Annotated in this window: 13 protein-coding genes; 6 read left to right on the top strand and 7 right to left on the bottom strand. The window is 42.0% G+C overall.

Features of this window, described 5'->3' with window-relative positions:
- Nucleotides 1-202: 202 nt before the first annotated feature.
- The 3 genes from U5O15_02425 to U5O15_02415 all read right to left on the bottom strand — a co-directional run bounded on the left by U5O15_02425 (nt 203) and on the right by U5O15_02415 (nt 2,138).
- Complete coding sequence (locus U5O15_02425; GenBank protein MDZ7859520.1) at nt 203-403, bottom strand: cold-shock protein; 201 nt, start codon at nt 401-403, stop codon at nt 203-205.
- A gap of 312 nt (nt 404-715) precedes the next feature.
- The gene (locus tag U5O15_02420; protein MDZ7859519.1) at nt 716-1,036 is read right to left on the bottom strand and encodes a cupin domain-containing protein; all 321 of its coding nucleotides are present in this window, start codon (nt 1,034-1,036) and stop codon (nt 716-718) included.
- Nucleotides 1,037-1,217: 181 nt separating this feature from the next.
- On the bottom strand, nt 1,218-2,138 hold the full coding sequence (locus U5O15_02415; GenBank protein MDZ7859518.1) for a methyltransferase domain-containing protein: 921 nt from the start codon (nt 2,136-2,138) through the stop codon (nt 1,218-1,220).
- A gap of 581 nt (nt 2,139-2,719) precedes the next feature.
- Here U5O15_02415 and U5O15_02410 point away from each other — a divergent pair.
- Entirely contained in the window at nt 2,720-3,202 is a 483-nt protein-coding gene (locus U5O15_02410; GenBank protein MDZ7859517.1) for a hypothetical protein, read from the top strand.
- A complete protein-coding gene (locus U5O15_02405; protein ID MDZ7859516.1) occupies nt 3,199-3,732 on the top strand; it encodes a permease in 534 nt (177 codons plus the stop codon). The genes U5O15_02410 and U5O15_02405 overlap by 4 nt, the downstream gene beginning before the upstream one ends.
- On the opposite strand, the gene U5O15_02400 is transcribed toward U5O15_02405, so the two are convergent.
- Entirely contained in the window at nt 3,729-4,418 is a 690-nt protein-coding gene (locus U5O15_02400) for a hypothetical protein (GenBank protein MDZ7859515.1), read from the bottom strand. The two genes, U5O15_02405 and U5O15_02400, sit on opposite strands and share 4 nt — an antisense overlap.
- Nucleotides 4,419-4,829: 411 nt before the next feature.
- Between U5O15_02400 and U5O15_02395 the strand changes: the two genes are divergently transcribed.
- The 4 genes from U5O15_02395 to U5O15_02380 all read left to right on the top strand — a co-directional run bounded on the left by U5O15_02395 (nt 4,830) and on the right by U5O15_02380 (nt 10,743).
- Nucleotides 4,830-6,938, top strand: coding sequence for an FAD-binding protein (locus U5O15_02395; GenBank protein ID MDZ7859514.1), 2,109 nt, complete (start codon nt 4,830-4,832; stop codon nt 6,936-6,938).
- A complete protein-coding gene (locus tag U5O15_02390) occupies nt 6,928-8,598 on the top strand; it encodes an electron-transfer flavoprotein:ubiquinone oxidoreductase (protein MDZ7859513.1) in 1,671 nt (556 codons plus the stop codon). Before U5O15_02395 ends, U5O15_02390 begins: the two co-directional genes overlap by 11 nt.
- 165 nt (nt 8,599-8,763) lie before the next feature.
- Complete coding sequence (locus U5O15_02385; GenBank protein ID MDZ7859512.1) at nt 8,764-10,152, top strand: M23 family metallopeptidase; 1,389 nt, start codon at nt 8,764-8,766, stop codon at nt 10,150-10,152.
- Nucleotides 10,153-10,155: 3 nt separating this feature from the next.
- Nucleotides 10,156-10,743 (top strand): epoxyqueuosine reductase QueH, encoded by a 588-nt coding sequence (locus U5O15_02380; protein MDZ7859511.1) that lies wholly within the window; start codon nt 10,156-10,158, stop codon nt 10,741-10,743.
- A gap of 6 nt (nt 10,744-10,749) precedes the next feature.
- Here U5O15_02380 and selD read toward each other — a convergent pair whose 3' ends face one another.
- The 3 genes from selD to U5O15_02365 form a co-directional block, all read right to left on the bottom strand.
- Nucleotides 10,750-11,796, bottom strand: coding sequence for a selenide, water dikinase SelD (gene selD, locus U5O15_02375; protein ID MDZ7859510.1), 1,047 nt, complete (start codon nt 11,794-11,796; stop codon nt 10,750-10,752).
- 13 nt (nt 11,797-11,809) lie between these two features.
- On the bottom strand, nt 11,810-11,986 hold the full coding sequence (locus U5O15_02370; protein MDZ7859509.1) for a 4Fe-4S binding protein: 177 nt from the start codon (nt 11,984-11,986) through the stop codon (nt 11,810-11,812).
- 88 nt (nt 11,987-12,074) lie between these two features.
- Nucleotides 12,075-14,801 (bottom strand): insulinase family protein, encoded by a 2,727-nt coding sequence (locus tag U5O15_02365; protein ID MDZ7859508.1) that lies wholly within the window; start codon nt 14,799-14,801, stop codon nt 12,075-12,077.
- Between the last annotated feature and the right edge of the window lie 48 nt (nt 14,802-14,849).

The following is a 14,849-nucleotide window of genomic DNA, read 5'->3' as shown; positions in this document are numbered from 1 at the left end:
TTAAGGATTAGTTTATCAACTAGAAGTCCGCGGAACACCTTTTTTTGTAGTAAATTAAATGGAGTTAAAATTCGGGAACACAGCGAGGAATACCCGGGATGGAAACCCTGCTCCACCTGCCGATGGCTGTAAATTGTAAAGGAAGAAATCTAAAATAACAACCCCGGCCGAGGTGGCCGGGGTTATTAAAGTATCCTAAGAACTATATCTTTCTTACGTTATTAGCCTGTAGACCTTTAGGACCTTCTTCAATCTCAAATTCAACTTTGTCGCCCTCATCAAGAGTTTTAAACCCTTCGGCTTCGATGGCTTTATAATGAACAAAGACATCATCGCCTTCTTCTCTGGAAATAAAGCCAAAGCCTTTGGACCCGTTGAACCATTTGACAGTTCCTGTTTCCATTAACCTAATCCTTCTCTAAAACTAAAAGTTACGTACATCTGTGTTCTCTGCCTGTTCCGGGTAAAAAAAACCCTTTCGAATAGCTGTACAACTATTCTAAACGGGTTCTTATTGCTTGACTAATCTTCTTTCAAAAGCTTTGTCACCAAAACAAAAAGGCGAAAAACGTGTACGACAATTCAAACTTAATATACAGCATATTATCGAAAAAAGCAAACAAATTTGTAGAATTTTTCAAAAATATGTGCCTTATGAATAAAAAAACTTAAATTTCTACCGCCGGGGTGTTACGATGCGTCTTGCGTTACCTGTTTATTTGGATCTAATCATCGTCAGCAACATTCTAAAGCTTTTAACAGCTGACAGCGAGTGTGGTTCATTAGCCGGCATAATAATTATCTCGCCTTGTTTCAAATTATAAGATTTACCGGAAATTCTAATTTCTACTTCACCATCGAGGACTTGAACCAATGCATCAAACGGGGCGGTATGTTCACTTAAACCCTGCCCCTGGTCAAATGCAAATAAAGTAACTGTCCCTGCCTTCTTCTCGATGATAGTTTTGCTAACAACCGCCTCCTTTTGATAATCCACCATATCAACTAAGGAAATTGCTTTCAGGTCATTATTCATTTCATTCCTCCTTTTAGTGTGTATAGAGCATAACGGGCTGCGGGTCAGCTGCGGACCTTGCCCATGCAAGGGCCGTGTCGCCGAAGATCCGTCAGCTGCATAGCGATAGTAAGGCGTTATTCTAATTATATCTTCTCCGATTTTAAATGGTTTATCCGTGTTCATCCCATTGTTATACGTATTAATCATATGTTTTTATTGCACTTATCATATAATGATAATTGTGATATTTCCTTATATAGTCTAAACCAGAAAAAAGGTTGTATAGTTGAAATGCTTTAGGACCTATGCAAGGATAGGAGTTATTAGGATAAACAACGATATCGGTAAAAGTCAAATTTCTAAGTATGTCTTTTATCTTCCTAACATTTGTAGGAAATTCATAATCTGCTGGTCTGTGTTTACTCTGCCTGAGCTTATGATACATACTCCTCATTAGTCGATATATCGACCTGGGCAACAAGATTGACTTTGGAATTTGGAACATACCCCAAGCATTCGGGTCCTCCAAGAATAAAGTTCCACCTGGTTTTAACAAGTCAGCGAAGGATTTTATCATAGATTTGAGGTTGTCGCTTTCATGATGTATCACATCGATGGAGATAACATAATCAAAAGAAGCTTTCTTGAAAGGCAGTTTATTAATATCACCAGCTACACAGGATTTTGCTCCATACTCATTTTGTAAAAAGTTAAGCATTTTGAATACAAGGTCAAAGTTTACAAAAATGTTTCTTTCTTTTTCATGATCAATGTAATTGGAATCATATCCACAACCAATGTTAATAAGTACTTTGTTGTTTCCTACAACATTGTTTTTTACCATTCCCCAAAATTCTTTCTTTGATTCATCCCACTGGGTAGAAATAAATTGATCTTTTTTGTTATGATGAGTTCTTTTCATTATATCTGCCAAAGATTCTTCCTCTTGCAAATGCTCTTCATCAATAGAGGAAGGATATAAACAGGGAATACCATTCCGGATCTCATATTTCTTTCTACAATTACTACACTGAAGCTGGCTTGCAATAATTTCTAAATCACTATTGCAATCAGGGCAAGCCAACAAGTTAATTAATTGAGGATTCAGTAATTCACTCATAACATGTTCTCCATTGATTCAGTATTCGATCGTATAACATTGTATCTACGCTTTACAGATAAACCAACATTTAAATACTTCGTCAACATATGATCACTTGTATTTCAGCTGTATCCCTTTACATTATAAAGTCAGTGCTGACAAAGGATAACCTTCTGCTTCCGTTAATATCCGTACAAACATGACCCGTATCTTCTCACCGCCGGGTAACCCTCTACCATAATAATAGAATGACGTCAACAATATTCCGTGCAGGAGTTTCCCCAATTTTTATAACCTATAAGGTAGTCGATGATTTGTAACAGTATCCGGCTATTGGTATTGTCAAAAACGCCGTCTATTTCCCCTGCGAGGAAATAGCGTCTCCCGCTCTCAGACTCGCTCTTTCCCATTTCCCTAAAGGAAATGGGAAAACCATGCCCGCTCGTCTTCCGAGAGGGTTTTGAAATACCAATAGCCGGATATACAAAGGAATGTTAAAAATTGGGGGAACTCCAAAAAAATATTAACTTGAAAACACAGTGAAAAACAATATAATATTGATAAATGAAATCAATCAACATAAAAAAATTGGATGAGTAGTGATAATTCTGTACATTGCAACAGGTGCTTTTCTGCTTGTTTCTCTGATAAAGAGCAGGGCAAAGACCTTAGCATCACTCAAGGTAGCATATAAACGGTTTACAAGCATTTTGCCGGCATTCGGGGTTATGCTTGTGGCAGTTGCATGTATATTGTCAATAATGCCTGATGATTTCATCGCTTGTTCGCTGGGCCGATACAATATATTTGTATCTGTGATTATTGCCTCAATGCTCGGTTCAATCACAATGATGCCGGGTTTTATCACATTCCCCCTATGCGGCATTCTCCTGAAGGAGGGTGTAACATATATGGTTATTTCAGCATTCTCCACAACACTCATGATGGTGGGTATATTGACATATCCGATTGAAAAACGGTACTTTGGTGTCAAAATAACTGTCATAAGGAATGTACTTTCATTTTTTATCGCAATCACTGTTGCAATAATTACAGGTATTGTATTCGGGGAATTATTATGAAGAGGGAAAACATCATTTATTCTGCAATAGTTTCATTGTTCATATCGTTTATAGGATTTTCATACATATTCCATATCAATATCGGCAAGGCTATGTATGTCAATTTCACGGCTTTTGCTTTTGATATGCTGAAGATTGTGCCATGCGCATTCATCTTAATTGGCCTGTTTGAAATATGGGTAAAGAGAAGCACTGTTGAGAGGCATCTGGGGCATGATTCAGGTGTTAAGCGTTATATATGGGCAATAATGCTTGCATGGACCAGTGTGGGTGGGCTGTATATGGCATTTCCTATTGCATATTCACTGTACAAGAAGGGAGCGGAACCCTCAATGATACTCACATATGTAGGGGCTTCAGGCATTTTCCGATTACCCATGACAATATTTGAGGCATCATTTCTCGGATTGAAATTTACATTGGTACGCCTTGCCATATCACTGCCCCTGACAATTCTAGTATCCGTACTGCTGGGCAGGTATATGAAAAGGCATAACATACCTGTCAGGGAAAGGCCTCATAGGGGTTAGGCCTTTGAATAAATGTAAAAATCGGAAAATGATCCGCTTTTGGTATCACCATTGAATGGGTACTTGTTGGGAATATATTTTATAAGGTTCCACTCTGTCTTATTGTCTTTTATCCATTTAGAAAAATTACGATTCCTTACGTGCGCTGCCGTATCCACTGGATTTTCATCCGTGTCTAAGGAGTAGATAACGACAAATCTTTCGGAAGAATCGAACAACCTGTTCATGTAGTCTACAAAGACGTCATCTTCAACAAGGTGATAAATCACGTCTAATGATAGAGTTAACTCGGCAGTTTCGCCGTCATACTCTTTCATAAGTTTAAAGGTTTTTGTTCCATCATTGTTGGAAAAACGTTTCAAGCACCTGGATATTGCATTAGGACTTACATCAAAACCGATGTATTTCGTATACTGCGCCAAACTAAGTTGATTGCCGTCCCCACATCCATATTCGATTACTGATGTAATCTCATTCTCAAAAACGAATGTGTTCAATATGTCGGCTTTGAACTCGGCAAGTTGGTTGTAAGACCCATCCCCTGAGTTGCCACCAGCTTCGTACCTGTTTTTCCAGTAACTTTCTGAACCTGGAAAGGTCTTTGGAGGGCTGATCCACGTGCGGTAAATGCGACGAGCGACTGGACCGACGACTGGAATGCTCTTTATGATCTGTTTCATGTTCATTTCTTTTCTCCTGAGGCCTAACATTGTATCTACGCTTTACAGATAAACCAACATTTAAATATTTCGTCAACATATGATCACTTGTATTTCAGCTGTATCCCTTTACATTATAAAGTCAGTGCTTACAAAGGATGATCTTCTGTTTCCATTAATATCCGTAAAAAGATGACCCATATCTTCTCACCGCCGGGTAACCCTGTACCATAATAATAGAATGCCGTCAACAATATTCCGTGGGTGGAGTTTCCCCAATTTTTGCCTTACAGAGCAATGAAAACCCTATTCCACTTACCAATCCTGATAACTGATTGTATCTCGCAATGTTATTACAATACTTACCGGATTTTCGGGGAAACTCCACTTATATTGTAAGTTGACATTCCCTTTGAAACTTAGTACTTTATTGAAGTTATGAGTGATTATATAGTATTAGTAAAACAGGTACCTGACATATCGCAGATAACTGATAACGCCTTTGACCCTGTTAAAGGAACACTTATCAGGAGCCGCCTTACTAACGTAATAAATGATCTTGACGCTCAGGCGTTGGCTTTCGCGAACAAGATGCGTTTGGATAGCGGAGACCCGGATAGTAAGGTAATCTGCCTGAGTATGGGACCTCCTATGGCGGATGATATATTACGCTATTCGCTTAGCAGATGCGCGGATCTGGCAGTGCTTCTCACAGACAGACTGTTAGCCGGAGCTGATACGGCGGCTACCGCGAACCCTCTCGCATACGCGATCAGAAAAATAGAAAGGGATATTGTAAAGGATCCGGATGATTACTTTATAATAAGCGGCATGCAGTCGGTAGACGGTGATACAGCGCAAGTGCCGCCTCAAATTGCTGAAGAACTAAAACTTCCCTGCATTACATATGTTACAGATGCGGAGTATAAAAATAAACGTTTCGAATTCACCAGAATTATAACGGGAGGAGACCAGATTGTAGCGTCTCTGAAGAAACCCGCTGTCATAACTGTAGCTGAATACGAATTCCCCCTCTTTGCCACCTTCGCGAAAACACGCAAAGCCCATGACACAGAGATTCTCAAGTGGAAAGCGGAAGATATCAACGCCGATCATATAGGTGTTGATGGATCAAGAACAACTGTGACTAGAGTTTTCCCTCCTCCGGAGACAACAAGAAAATGCCGGGAGATAAAAGATGTAGGTACACTCGCAGATGTAATTCTAAACAAATTCAGCGGGGATCAAGAAGGGGAAGAGCAAGAAATCACGGAAAAAACAAGAGAATATATCATGCCCGAAGAAAGAAAAGATTTCTTCGACAGAACATACGAGGGTACTGAAAAGGAAAACAAGCAGTTCTCCGCTCTTGCTGAAATACTTAAGGAGATTAATGTCGAGGACATAGATGAAATCGATGATTCGGTCAAAGAAGAAATCATGGCAAAGGCTAATAAGGCTTTTACCGGCAAGGCTCTCGATAATATGCTCAATGGCCTGAAGAAGAGAAAACCCTCTTATAACGGTCAGGTCTGGGTAAGTGCTGAATATGAAGACAACAAGATACACCCAGCCACTTTTGAGCTTATAGGTAAAGCCCGCGATTTGGCCGACACTCTGGGAACTGAGGTCGGGGTTACAATTACAGGCAGTAATATCGAAAGATTCTCGGAGGAACTTATCGCGGCCGGAGCCGACAATATCTATATCGCCCAACATCCGCTCCTCGAAGAGTTCGATCCTTCCACTTTTAAAAAGGCGTTGTGCGGCTTAATCGAAAAACACTGGCCTCAGATCGTTCTATTCGCCGCCACCCCCCAGGGAAGAGTGCTGGCTCCTCTGGTTTCCTATAACTTAAGCTGCGGTCTTACCGCGGATTGCACATCACTGGATATCAAAGATGTTTCGAAAAAAGAACAGGTCGCCGTGCTGCTGCAGACAAGGCCGGCTCTCGGAGGAAATGTAATGGCCACCATCAGCACAATCAATTCAAGGTCACAGATGGCAACCGCCAGGCCGGGAGTTATGAAAAGACTCCCCGAAGATAAATCCAGGAAAGGCAAAATAATAAGGCATGAAGTCCAAATATCACCTGACGACCTTTCTCTGGAAATAATAAGCACAGAGAAAAGTACCGGCAAAGTTAACTTTGACGCGGATATAATTGTATCAGGCGGAAAAGGGGTTCAGAATAAAGAAGGTTATAACGCTTTGATCAAACCGCTTAGTAATTGTATAAGTGAAACAATAAATATAGATACTGAAACGGGCGCCAGTCGTTCAGCCGTTGAACAGGGATTTATCGACAGAGTACATCAGGTTGGCCAGACCGGGACGGCCGTGGGGCCGAAAATATATATGGCGATAGGGATTTCGGGCGCTATTCAACACATGATAGGAATTGCCAACAGTGACACTATTATTGCTGTAAACAACGACCACAACGCCCCGATATTTAAACAGTGCGATTATTATATTATTGGCAACGCGGAAGATGTAGTCCCGGAATTAATCAAAAGTTTGAGAGTAAAACAGAATGCTGAATAATAACGATTACAATAAGGTTGACGTATTAGTTGTCGGTGCCGGACCAGCCGGACTTTCCGCGGCAATCCAGATTAAAAAAAGCAAACCTGAATTTGATGTTTGTGTCATCGACAAGGCCTTTGGACCGGGAAACCATAATCTGTCGGGCGCTGTCTTAGAACATGAGCCGTTCCTTAGTCTTATGGATTACGCGGCCGACGGTTGGCGGGACAGCAAAAATGGAAAAGATCTATTAAGCCAGAAGATCAAAACCGAGAGTATACCCTTTATGCCTTCCCGTAAAACTTCCTTTGATCTTTTATTCGCCCTCAAGATTGCTAAATGGCTTGGACTCGGCCTTGGAACGATGCTTCATAAGGGTGATTACACGATCTCAATCAGCAAACTAAGTAAATTCATGGCTATGACCGCTCGAGATATTGGAGTCGAAGTTTTCTACGGTTTCGCCGCCCGGGATATTTTATTCGACGAGGAAACCGGTCTTACCCGAGGAGTCAAACTGATCGATCAGGGGCTTGACAGAGAAGGCGACAGACAACCCAATTACATTCCAGGCGATATAATAGATGCCGATTTTATAATCCTCGCTGAGGGTTGTGACGGTTTGTTGACTGAAAAATTCATCGGAAAAGCAAACCTTGAAAGAGAGCAACCGCAGCTTTTCTCCTTAGGAGTCAAAGAATTGATCAGAGTAACCCCGGAGCAATACAAGAAGTTTACAGCCAACAGGGTTGTTCATGCGCTGGGCTTTCCTATCTGGAAACCCTTCCTCGGACCCAATATGTTCGGCGGCGGTATAATCTATCCCGGCACGGAAGATCACATAGCGATAGGCATGATAGTAGGCGCTGACTGGAAATATTATGATTTTAATCCACAGGACGCTCTTGCAAGGTTCAAAGAACATAAATATGTAAAAAAATTCACTGAAGGCGGAACTGTTGTAGAAGCGGGAGCTAAGCTTATCCCTGAAGGGGGGTTGCGCGCTATACCGCGGGAAGCGGAAACGGGCAGCATAGGAAAGGGAAACTGCGTTATCATTGGTGACAGCGCCGGTTTTGTTAACATGTTGAAAATCAGGGGCATACATCTTGCTCTAGATTCAGGAATACAGGCCGCGGCAGCTATTCTCGATAAAGCCGAAAAACCGTTAGAGACTGCGGCAAAATACACCGAACTTATTGACAACGGAAGGGTGGGGAAAGAGATGAGATCAGCGGAGAACTACAGACAAACCATAGCTAAGTTCGGGCCGACACTGGGCATTCCACTTTCAGTAATCAGCAACATTTTACCTGAATTTACTGTCGAAGAAGACTACAGAGCGATGAAGAAAACTAAATACAAACTCAAACCTCAACGGGATTTCGACAAAGACGCCTTTACCGCGGCAGCGGCTACAGAACACAGGGAAGATCAACCATGCCATCTTGAGATAACCGATCCTGATATATGCCAGCAGAAATGCGAGTCGGCATTCAGCAGACCCTGTATAACTTTTTGTCCAGCTGGAGTTTATGAAGTTGTGGCCGGGAAAGCTAAAGCGGCAAACCCCTCGAATTGCCTGCATTGCAAAACCTGCCAGAGAAAGTGCCCATTCGACAATATCAACTGGACAGTACCAGAGGGTAACGGAGGTCCAAGATATAAGAAAATGTAGTGATATACCTGAAACGGCAGGGAAGCACTCCAGTAACAGCCTATCACTACATATAGTTATATAATTCAAGAACCCGGGGTTTTATTATTTCAGTTCATTATTTTATCTTGACCCCGCTGCCAAAAAACAGGTATCTTGTCTGTAATAAACAACAGGACGGATGTAATGAAGAAATTTAGTATAAATAAACTTTTAGCGAGCGTTTTGGTTGGTCTTGCAACAGTTCTTCTATTTTTCCTTGCCGTATCATTCGACAGGGAAAACCCCGATAAAAAAACACCTTCTTCGAGCACGGAAGAATTGCCTTTACGGGAAACCCTCCAACCTGCCGCTCCCAAAGCCTCCACCCCTTCTTTTCAGGGTGTTGTCGGCAAAAACATGAATTTCTTTGATCTTATGAGAAAATGTGATATCTCCCCGCAGATGATCAACAAGATTGTAAAAGCGTCCAGTGATGTCTATAACCTCAGAAGAATATACCCCGGTCAGAGCTACAGAATTTTTTCCGGCAACGGCCGATACACTAAACGTTTCGAGTTCTCCATAAATGATGAAGAATTTCTTGAGGTTACAGCGGTCAATGATACTGTTAAGGCTCGGAGAATTTATTGTCCATTTAAAATCCACAAGAGATCGGTTTCCGGTATTATCAGAAATTCGCTATACGAATCAATCTCCAGAAACCAAATGCCCTTTGAACTGGCATCGAACATAAATAATATCTTCCGCTGGGATATAGATTTCTTCCACGATATCCGCCCCGATGACTACTATAGACTGGTATACGAAGAAAAGGAAATAAAAAACCACTTTCAGAATAAAACCACAAGGAAGATCAACAGGATACTGGCGGCAGAATTTAACTGCAGCGGCGAAAAACACTACGCTTTTCTCTTTAACAATAAAGGGGATAAGTATCCCGACTATTTCAATGAAGAAGGTAATTCACTCCGCAAACAATTAATCAAGGCACCCCTGAACTTTACAAGAATAAGCTCAAGCTACAGTAAAAGCCGTTTTCACCCGATCCTTCATCACTACATGCCGCACTACGGAATCGACTATGCCGCTCCAACCGGAACTCCGGTACAAGCTTCGGGGAATGGAACGGTAATTAAAGCATCCAGAACGCGCGCCAACGGCAATTACATAAAAATAAGACACAACCGGGATTATACTTCATATTATCTCCATCTCAGCAAATTCGCCAAGGGGATAAAATATGGGGCAAAGGTAAAACAGGGAGACGTTATAGGATACGTTGGAGCTACAGGTTACGCGACAGGTCCTCACCTTGATTACAGAATAAAGAAAAATGGCCGTTTTATAAACCCCAGAAAATTAGAACTTCCCCCCGCCGAACCTGTCGACCGTTCTATAATGGACAGATTCGAATTTGTAAAGAACAGCTATCTCTCCGAGCTGAACAAAATAGCTGTCGGTACAACTGTTTCTAAAGAGCAAACCGAAAATATCAGTAGTCAAGCGGAGTTGGAAAAGAAAGCAGAATCGGGGAGGAATGTTTCACAACACCATTCTTCAGTTACACGTTGATTAATGAATCCTAAGACACAAATACTTTTACACACATGCTGTGCTTCCTGCTCAAGCTATGTTATACCCCATCTTCAGGAAAATTTCGAAGTGTCAGCCTTTTTCTATAATCCGAATATATATCCGGAAAAAGAATATATTCTTCGGCTGGAAGATATGAAGTTTTTAAGCGGTCATTTAGGTGTAAACCTTATAACAGGCTCATATAACACCGCGGACTGGGAAAAAGCTGTTATGCCTTACAGAGATTTGCCCGAAAAAAGTAAGCGCTGCTGGGAATGCTATGGAATAAGACTGGATGAAACCGCAAAAATGGCCGCCGGCATCGGTATAGAATTATTCACTACCACACTTTCTGTGAGTCCTCACAAAATATATAAACGTATCAGGGAAGCAGCAGATAAAGCGGCAAAAAAACACGGTGTAACTTTCTACAACGAGGATTTCAAGAAAAAAGATGGATTTAAGATCAGTGTAGAACAAAGCGGGAAGCTGAAGCTGAGCAGGCAAAACTACTGCGGATGCGTATTAAGTCTTGAAGAATCAAGGGAAAAAATAAGAAAAGAAAGGTCACAGAAAGATAAGAAATAGCCGGGTTTATCTGATAACTATTTCCGGCTCTTCCGCGGAAATTACTTTACCAACCAGGGAAACATCTTTATGCCCTTTGCCCCTGAGGGTTTCAACATATTTTTCTGCCTTTTCCGCGGGGATAGCAACCAGAAGACCTCCCGAGGTCTGAGGGTCGCACATTATCATTTGTTCCACCGACGAAACTTTACGTTTCAGAACTAATTTCTCTTTAACAGAGTTGTAATTTGCCAGTCCACCTCCGGTAAGAAATCCCCTGTCAGCATAATCCCTCAAGTTTTCAAGAAGAGGAAGAGCATCCAGCTCGAGCTCAATGGCAACGGAGGAAGATTCAGCCATTTCAAGAGTGTGCCCCAGAAGTCCAAATCCCGTTACATCCGTGCAGGCATGCACTCCGAACTCTTTCATAACTTCAGAAGCGTCACGGTTAAGTGTAGTCATCATCCCGTAGAAATCACTCTCAAGCTCCGGTGGAAGTTCATCAGCTTTAAGAGCAGTCGAATAGATACCCGATCCAAGCGGCTTTGTCAGAACAATACTGTCTCCGGGTAATGCTCCGCCGGTTCTGACAATCTCGGCGGGATGGGCCAAACCTGTAACGGAAAGGCCGTATTTGAGCTCCGAATCTTTCATTGTGTGCCCTCCGACAACAATCGCCCCGGCTTCGGAAACCTTTTCCGCGCCGCCTTTTAACATATCCCTCATTACAGATATCGGCAGTTCACCATCGGGAAAAGAAACGATATTAAGAGCGCATAATGGGCTTCCACCCATCGCGTAAATATCGCTCATGGCATTCGCCGCCGCAACCTGCCCGAAGATATATGGATCGTCGACAATCGCGGGAAAGAAATCGACTGAAACGATAATTGCTTTCTCATCATTGATACGCATTACACCACTGTCATCCACATCATCACAACCCAGGATAAGATCCGGATGATTATATACAGGTAGTTCTTTTAAGGCCTGCCACAACTCCGTCGGGCTGAGCTTAGAAGCTCAGCCCGCACAGGAAGCCATAGTTGTCAAACGGTATTTCTTTGACGACATAATTACCCTTCAATTATTCATCTTCAGGCGAGATAGCGTCAACGGGACAAACCTCGGCGCAAGCGCCACAATCAGTGCAGAGATCCGGGTCGATAGAATACTTCTCTTCACCCTCTGAAATCGCATCAACAGGACACTCAGGCAAACAAGCGCCACAAACAATACACTCATCAGATATTACATGAGCCATTTTGACCTCCAAGTGTTCAATTTAATTTCCAACTTTCATTATAAGTAAACAAAAATAAAAGGTTCGTCAACAAATTTAATTAATTAATTTAATGATTCGGGGCATTTTCATATATTTGTCTTTCACCCTCCTTCGCGGGACGGGGAACAAAATCAATATATAGCATATTGTCAACACCCAGATACTTATCTATAATCATGTTAACGCTTTCTAAATCAACCCTGATAATCTCTTCTTCAAGCCTGATATTTCCTGATAAGAATAGATTCTTGCCGGAATAAAAAGCCTGATTAATACTGGAAAGTCTTCTTCTTTCCATTCTGGAAATAATTCTGTTAATCGCTTCTGTGACTTCATCTTTGTCAGGTTTCTCTTGACCAAGTTTTTCGATCTGTCCCTTTAGGGCTTCTCGGGATTTTTCCATATTTTTAGCTCTTGTGCCCAGATACGCCGAAGTTACCGCTCCTCCCTTCATGAATTTAGTTCTACACCCCGTTGAATACGCCAGGCCGAGACCTTCCCTTATTTCATCCTGCATACGGGAACTTAGAATCTCGGAAGTAACAAGAATAGCGGCCATTTTATCAGAATCTCCAGCCGGAGAGGCAAATCCCGCCATCAGATAAGCTCCCGAACCGGGAGAGGGAAACTCAAATCTTCCTTTAGGCCATTTTCCGGGAAAGCTTTCACAAATACTGTCCGATGATAAAATCCGGAGCGGGTCTTTAGCCCCGTCTTTCTCCGGTTTTATTTTTCCGGCAGAAAACAACGAAAAGAGCTTAGAGAGAAACTCGCCCGATTTAGATGGAAGATCCCCCGACACAACCGATGCTATAATGTTTCGTCCTGTAAAATATTTCTTGCTGTAGCTGTCAAGACTTTCCACTGTAATTTTTTCCCAATATTGAGGGCCGGGGAAAATTGAATTGCCGAAAGGATGCTCGCCGAAAAGCTTTTTATAGAATCTTCTTTCTAGTTTAAAGAGGGCACCTTGTCTTCTTACTGAGATATCTCTCATCAAACGCCTTTGAGACCGGCTGATATCAGCCAACTTAAAACCCGGTTCCCGAATGTAATCTACCAAAAGCCCGGCCGCTTCCCTGAAGTTAGCCCCCGGCGCCTCCAGTCGAATAAACGAAAATGACGGATTGAGTCTGTAATCATCCATTGGTATATAAGGATTGTCTCCCCATTCAACCCGGGCTCCCAGGGACTCCAATTTTTGTGAAAGCTCAGAGGCATATTCGGACATCTCCAATATACCGTGAAGAACCGTTGAAGAACCGGGAATTAAAAGAGCATCCAGACAATTTCGGTGTTTAATCAGTATATTTAAAGCCGCTATCTCTGAATCTTCCCTTTGACTAGCAGAAACTACACAGCCGTTTGGAAGTTTTTTTACGATAGTTTTTTCCGGCGTTGTCAGTTCTTTAAATCTGCGTTCTCCTTTTCGCACAAGACAGGCATTATATTCAATATCATCAAAGGTTTTTCCCAGCAGCTTCTCTATATCTTCTCTGTCTATTTCTTTTATTTCTTCTATAAAACTATTAAGATAACTCTCCCCCAGAAGACTCATTGTTTCACCGTGAAGCATAATATAGTAATGGAATTTTTCACGATCGAAAGCATTTGACGACAGATAGGAAATACATGATGAATCAACCTCTCTTCGGCCCGGCTCCCAGTGAGCCAGCTCCCCGAGTATTTCCGGAATTTTAAGGCAATCATCACTCCCTCCTTTTATCGAAGGAAAATGAAATCTCAAAGCGGAAAATCCGCTGTATATTTCCAAGCTCACTCTGGGAAACTTGATCCCCGCGGCTTCAAACTTTTCCCTCAGAGGCGAATTTTCTGAGGCAAGAATATCCTCCATGATTGTAGATAGCGCGAGATCCTGTGCCTCGACATCTCCCGGTATTCTGACTAACATATCAAATCCCGGGGTCACACTGTTACAATATCTGGTTGTTATCTCATTGCTCCACCTTGGAATATCCGGCGAAGATGAGACAAAGGGGCGGGAATGGGATCTGGAATTTCCCCCTCTGAGGCATTTATCTTCATACTCATTTTCGCATCCGGAAAGTGAAAACCGGAAATAATCTTTTATTATATTCTGAAGAGACACTCTGTCAAACCCGCCCATAACAAAAATCTTCATATTAGAAGGCTTATAAAATCTCCTGTAATAAGAGATTAGCTGATCCCTTGTAATTTCCTTCACCGTAGACGGATAGCCTAGAACAGGATCAGTAAACCGGCTTCCTCTGAACAGATAGTTATCTATGTATCTTCTTCTTGCCTGACCCGGGTTATCCAGTGTTTTGGTGATCTCTTCAAGAACGATTTTTCGTTCTTTTTCAAGCTCTTCCCGCGGAAAGACTGAGCGCAGAAGCATCTGTGAGAGAATTTCAACCCCTTCTTCCGCAAGATCTCTCCTCACCAACATAAAATAAATCGTTCTTTCTTTCCTTGTGAAAGCATTAAGAAAAGCACCTGTATCATCAACCCAGTCACTGATTTCTTCTCTTGTAAAACGTTCTGATCCATTAAAAACCATATGCTCAATGAAATGGGATATTCCTCTTATATGAGGCTTCTCATAAACTGACCCGGATCCTACTGATACCGCGATACAAACCACTTTAGAGGCCGGATGAGAATCGAAAATAATATCCGGGCCGAGGGAACTTCTTTCATTCTCAGAAACACCCAGTTTGCCGGCCGCGGCTCGGGAGGGAAAAAGCACACAAAAAACAGCGCCCGTAATTAATAGTATCATGGAATTTTTAAGAAAATTATTACCATTCATAATAAGGTTCAACCTCCTGAACAGGCGAGTTTTAATAAAAGGGGCAAC

It is taken from the genome of Candidatus Krumholzibacteriota bacterium (assembly GCA_034520215.1).
GTDB lineage: Bacteria > Krumholzibacteriota > Krumholzibacteriia > Krumholzibacteriales > WJIX01 > JAGHBT01.
Note: the sequence above shows the minus strand (reverse complement) of the source record. Positions and strands in the feature narration are given on the sequence as shown.

Bases quoted from the DNA above. Each gene is read 5' to 3' on its own strand.
- U5O15_02365 (MDZ7859508.1), bottom strand. From the start codon at position 14,801: ATGAATGGTAATAATTTTCTTAAAAATTCCATGATACTATTAATTACG.
- U5O15_02420 (MDZ7859519.1), bottom strand. From the start codon at position 1,036: ATGAATAATGACCTGAAAGCAATTTCCTTAGTTGATATGGTGGATTAT.
- U5O15_02400 (MDZ7859515.1), bottom strand. From the start codon at position 4,418: ATGAACATGAAACAGATCATAAAGAGCATTCCAGTCGTCGGTCCAGTC.
- U5O15_02395 (MDZ7859514.1), top strand. From the start codon at position 4,830: ATGAGTGATTATATAGTATTAGTAAAACAGGTACCTGACATATCGCAG.
- U5O15_02385 (MDZ7859512.1), top strand. From the start codon at position 8,764: ATGAAGAAATTTAGTATAAATAAACTTTTAGCGAGCGTTTTGGTTGGT.
- U5O15_02370 (MDZ7859509.1), bottom strand. From the start codon at position 11,986: ATGGCTCATGTAATATCTGATGAGTGTATTGTTTGTGGCGCTTGTTTG.
- U5O15_02390 (MDZ7859513.1), top strand. From the start codon at position 6,928: ATGCTGAATAATAACGATTACAATAAGGTTGACGTATTAGTTGTCGGT.
- U5O15_02425 (MDZ7859520.1), bottom strand. From the start codon at position 403: ATGGAAACAGGAACTGTCAAATGGTTCAACGGGTCCAAAGGCTTTGGC.
- U5O15_02405 (MDZ7859516.1), top strand. From the start codon at position 3,199: ATGAAGAGGGAAAACATCATTTATTCTGCAATAGTTTCATTGTTCATA.
- U5O15_02415 (MDZ7859518.1), bottom strand. From the start codon at position 2,138: ATGAGTGAATTACTGAATCCTCAATTAATTAACTTGTTGGCTTGCCCT.
- U5O15_02380 (MDZ7859511.1), top strand. From the start codon at position 10,156: ATGAATCCTAAGACACAAATACTTTTACACACATGCTGTGCTTCCTGC.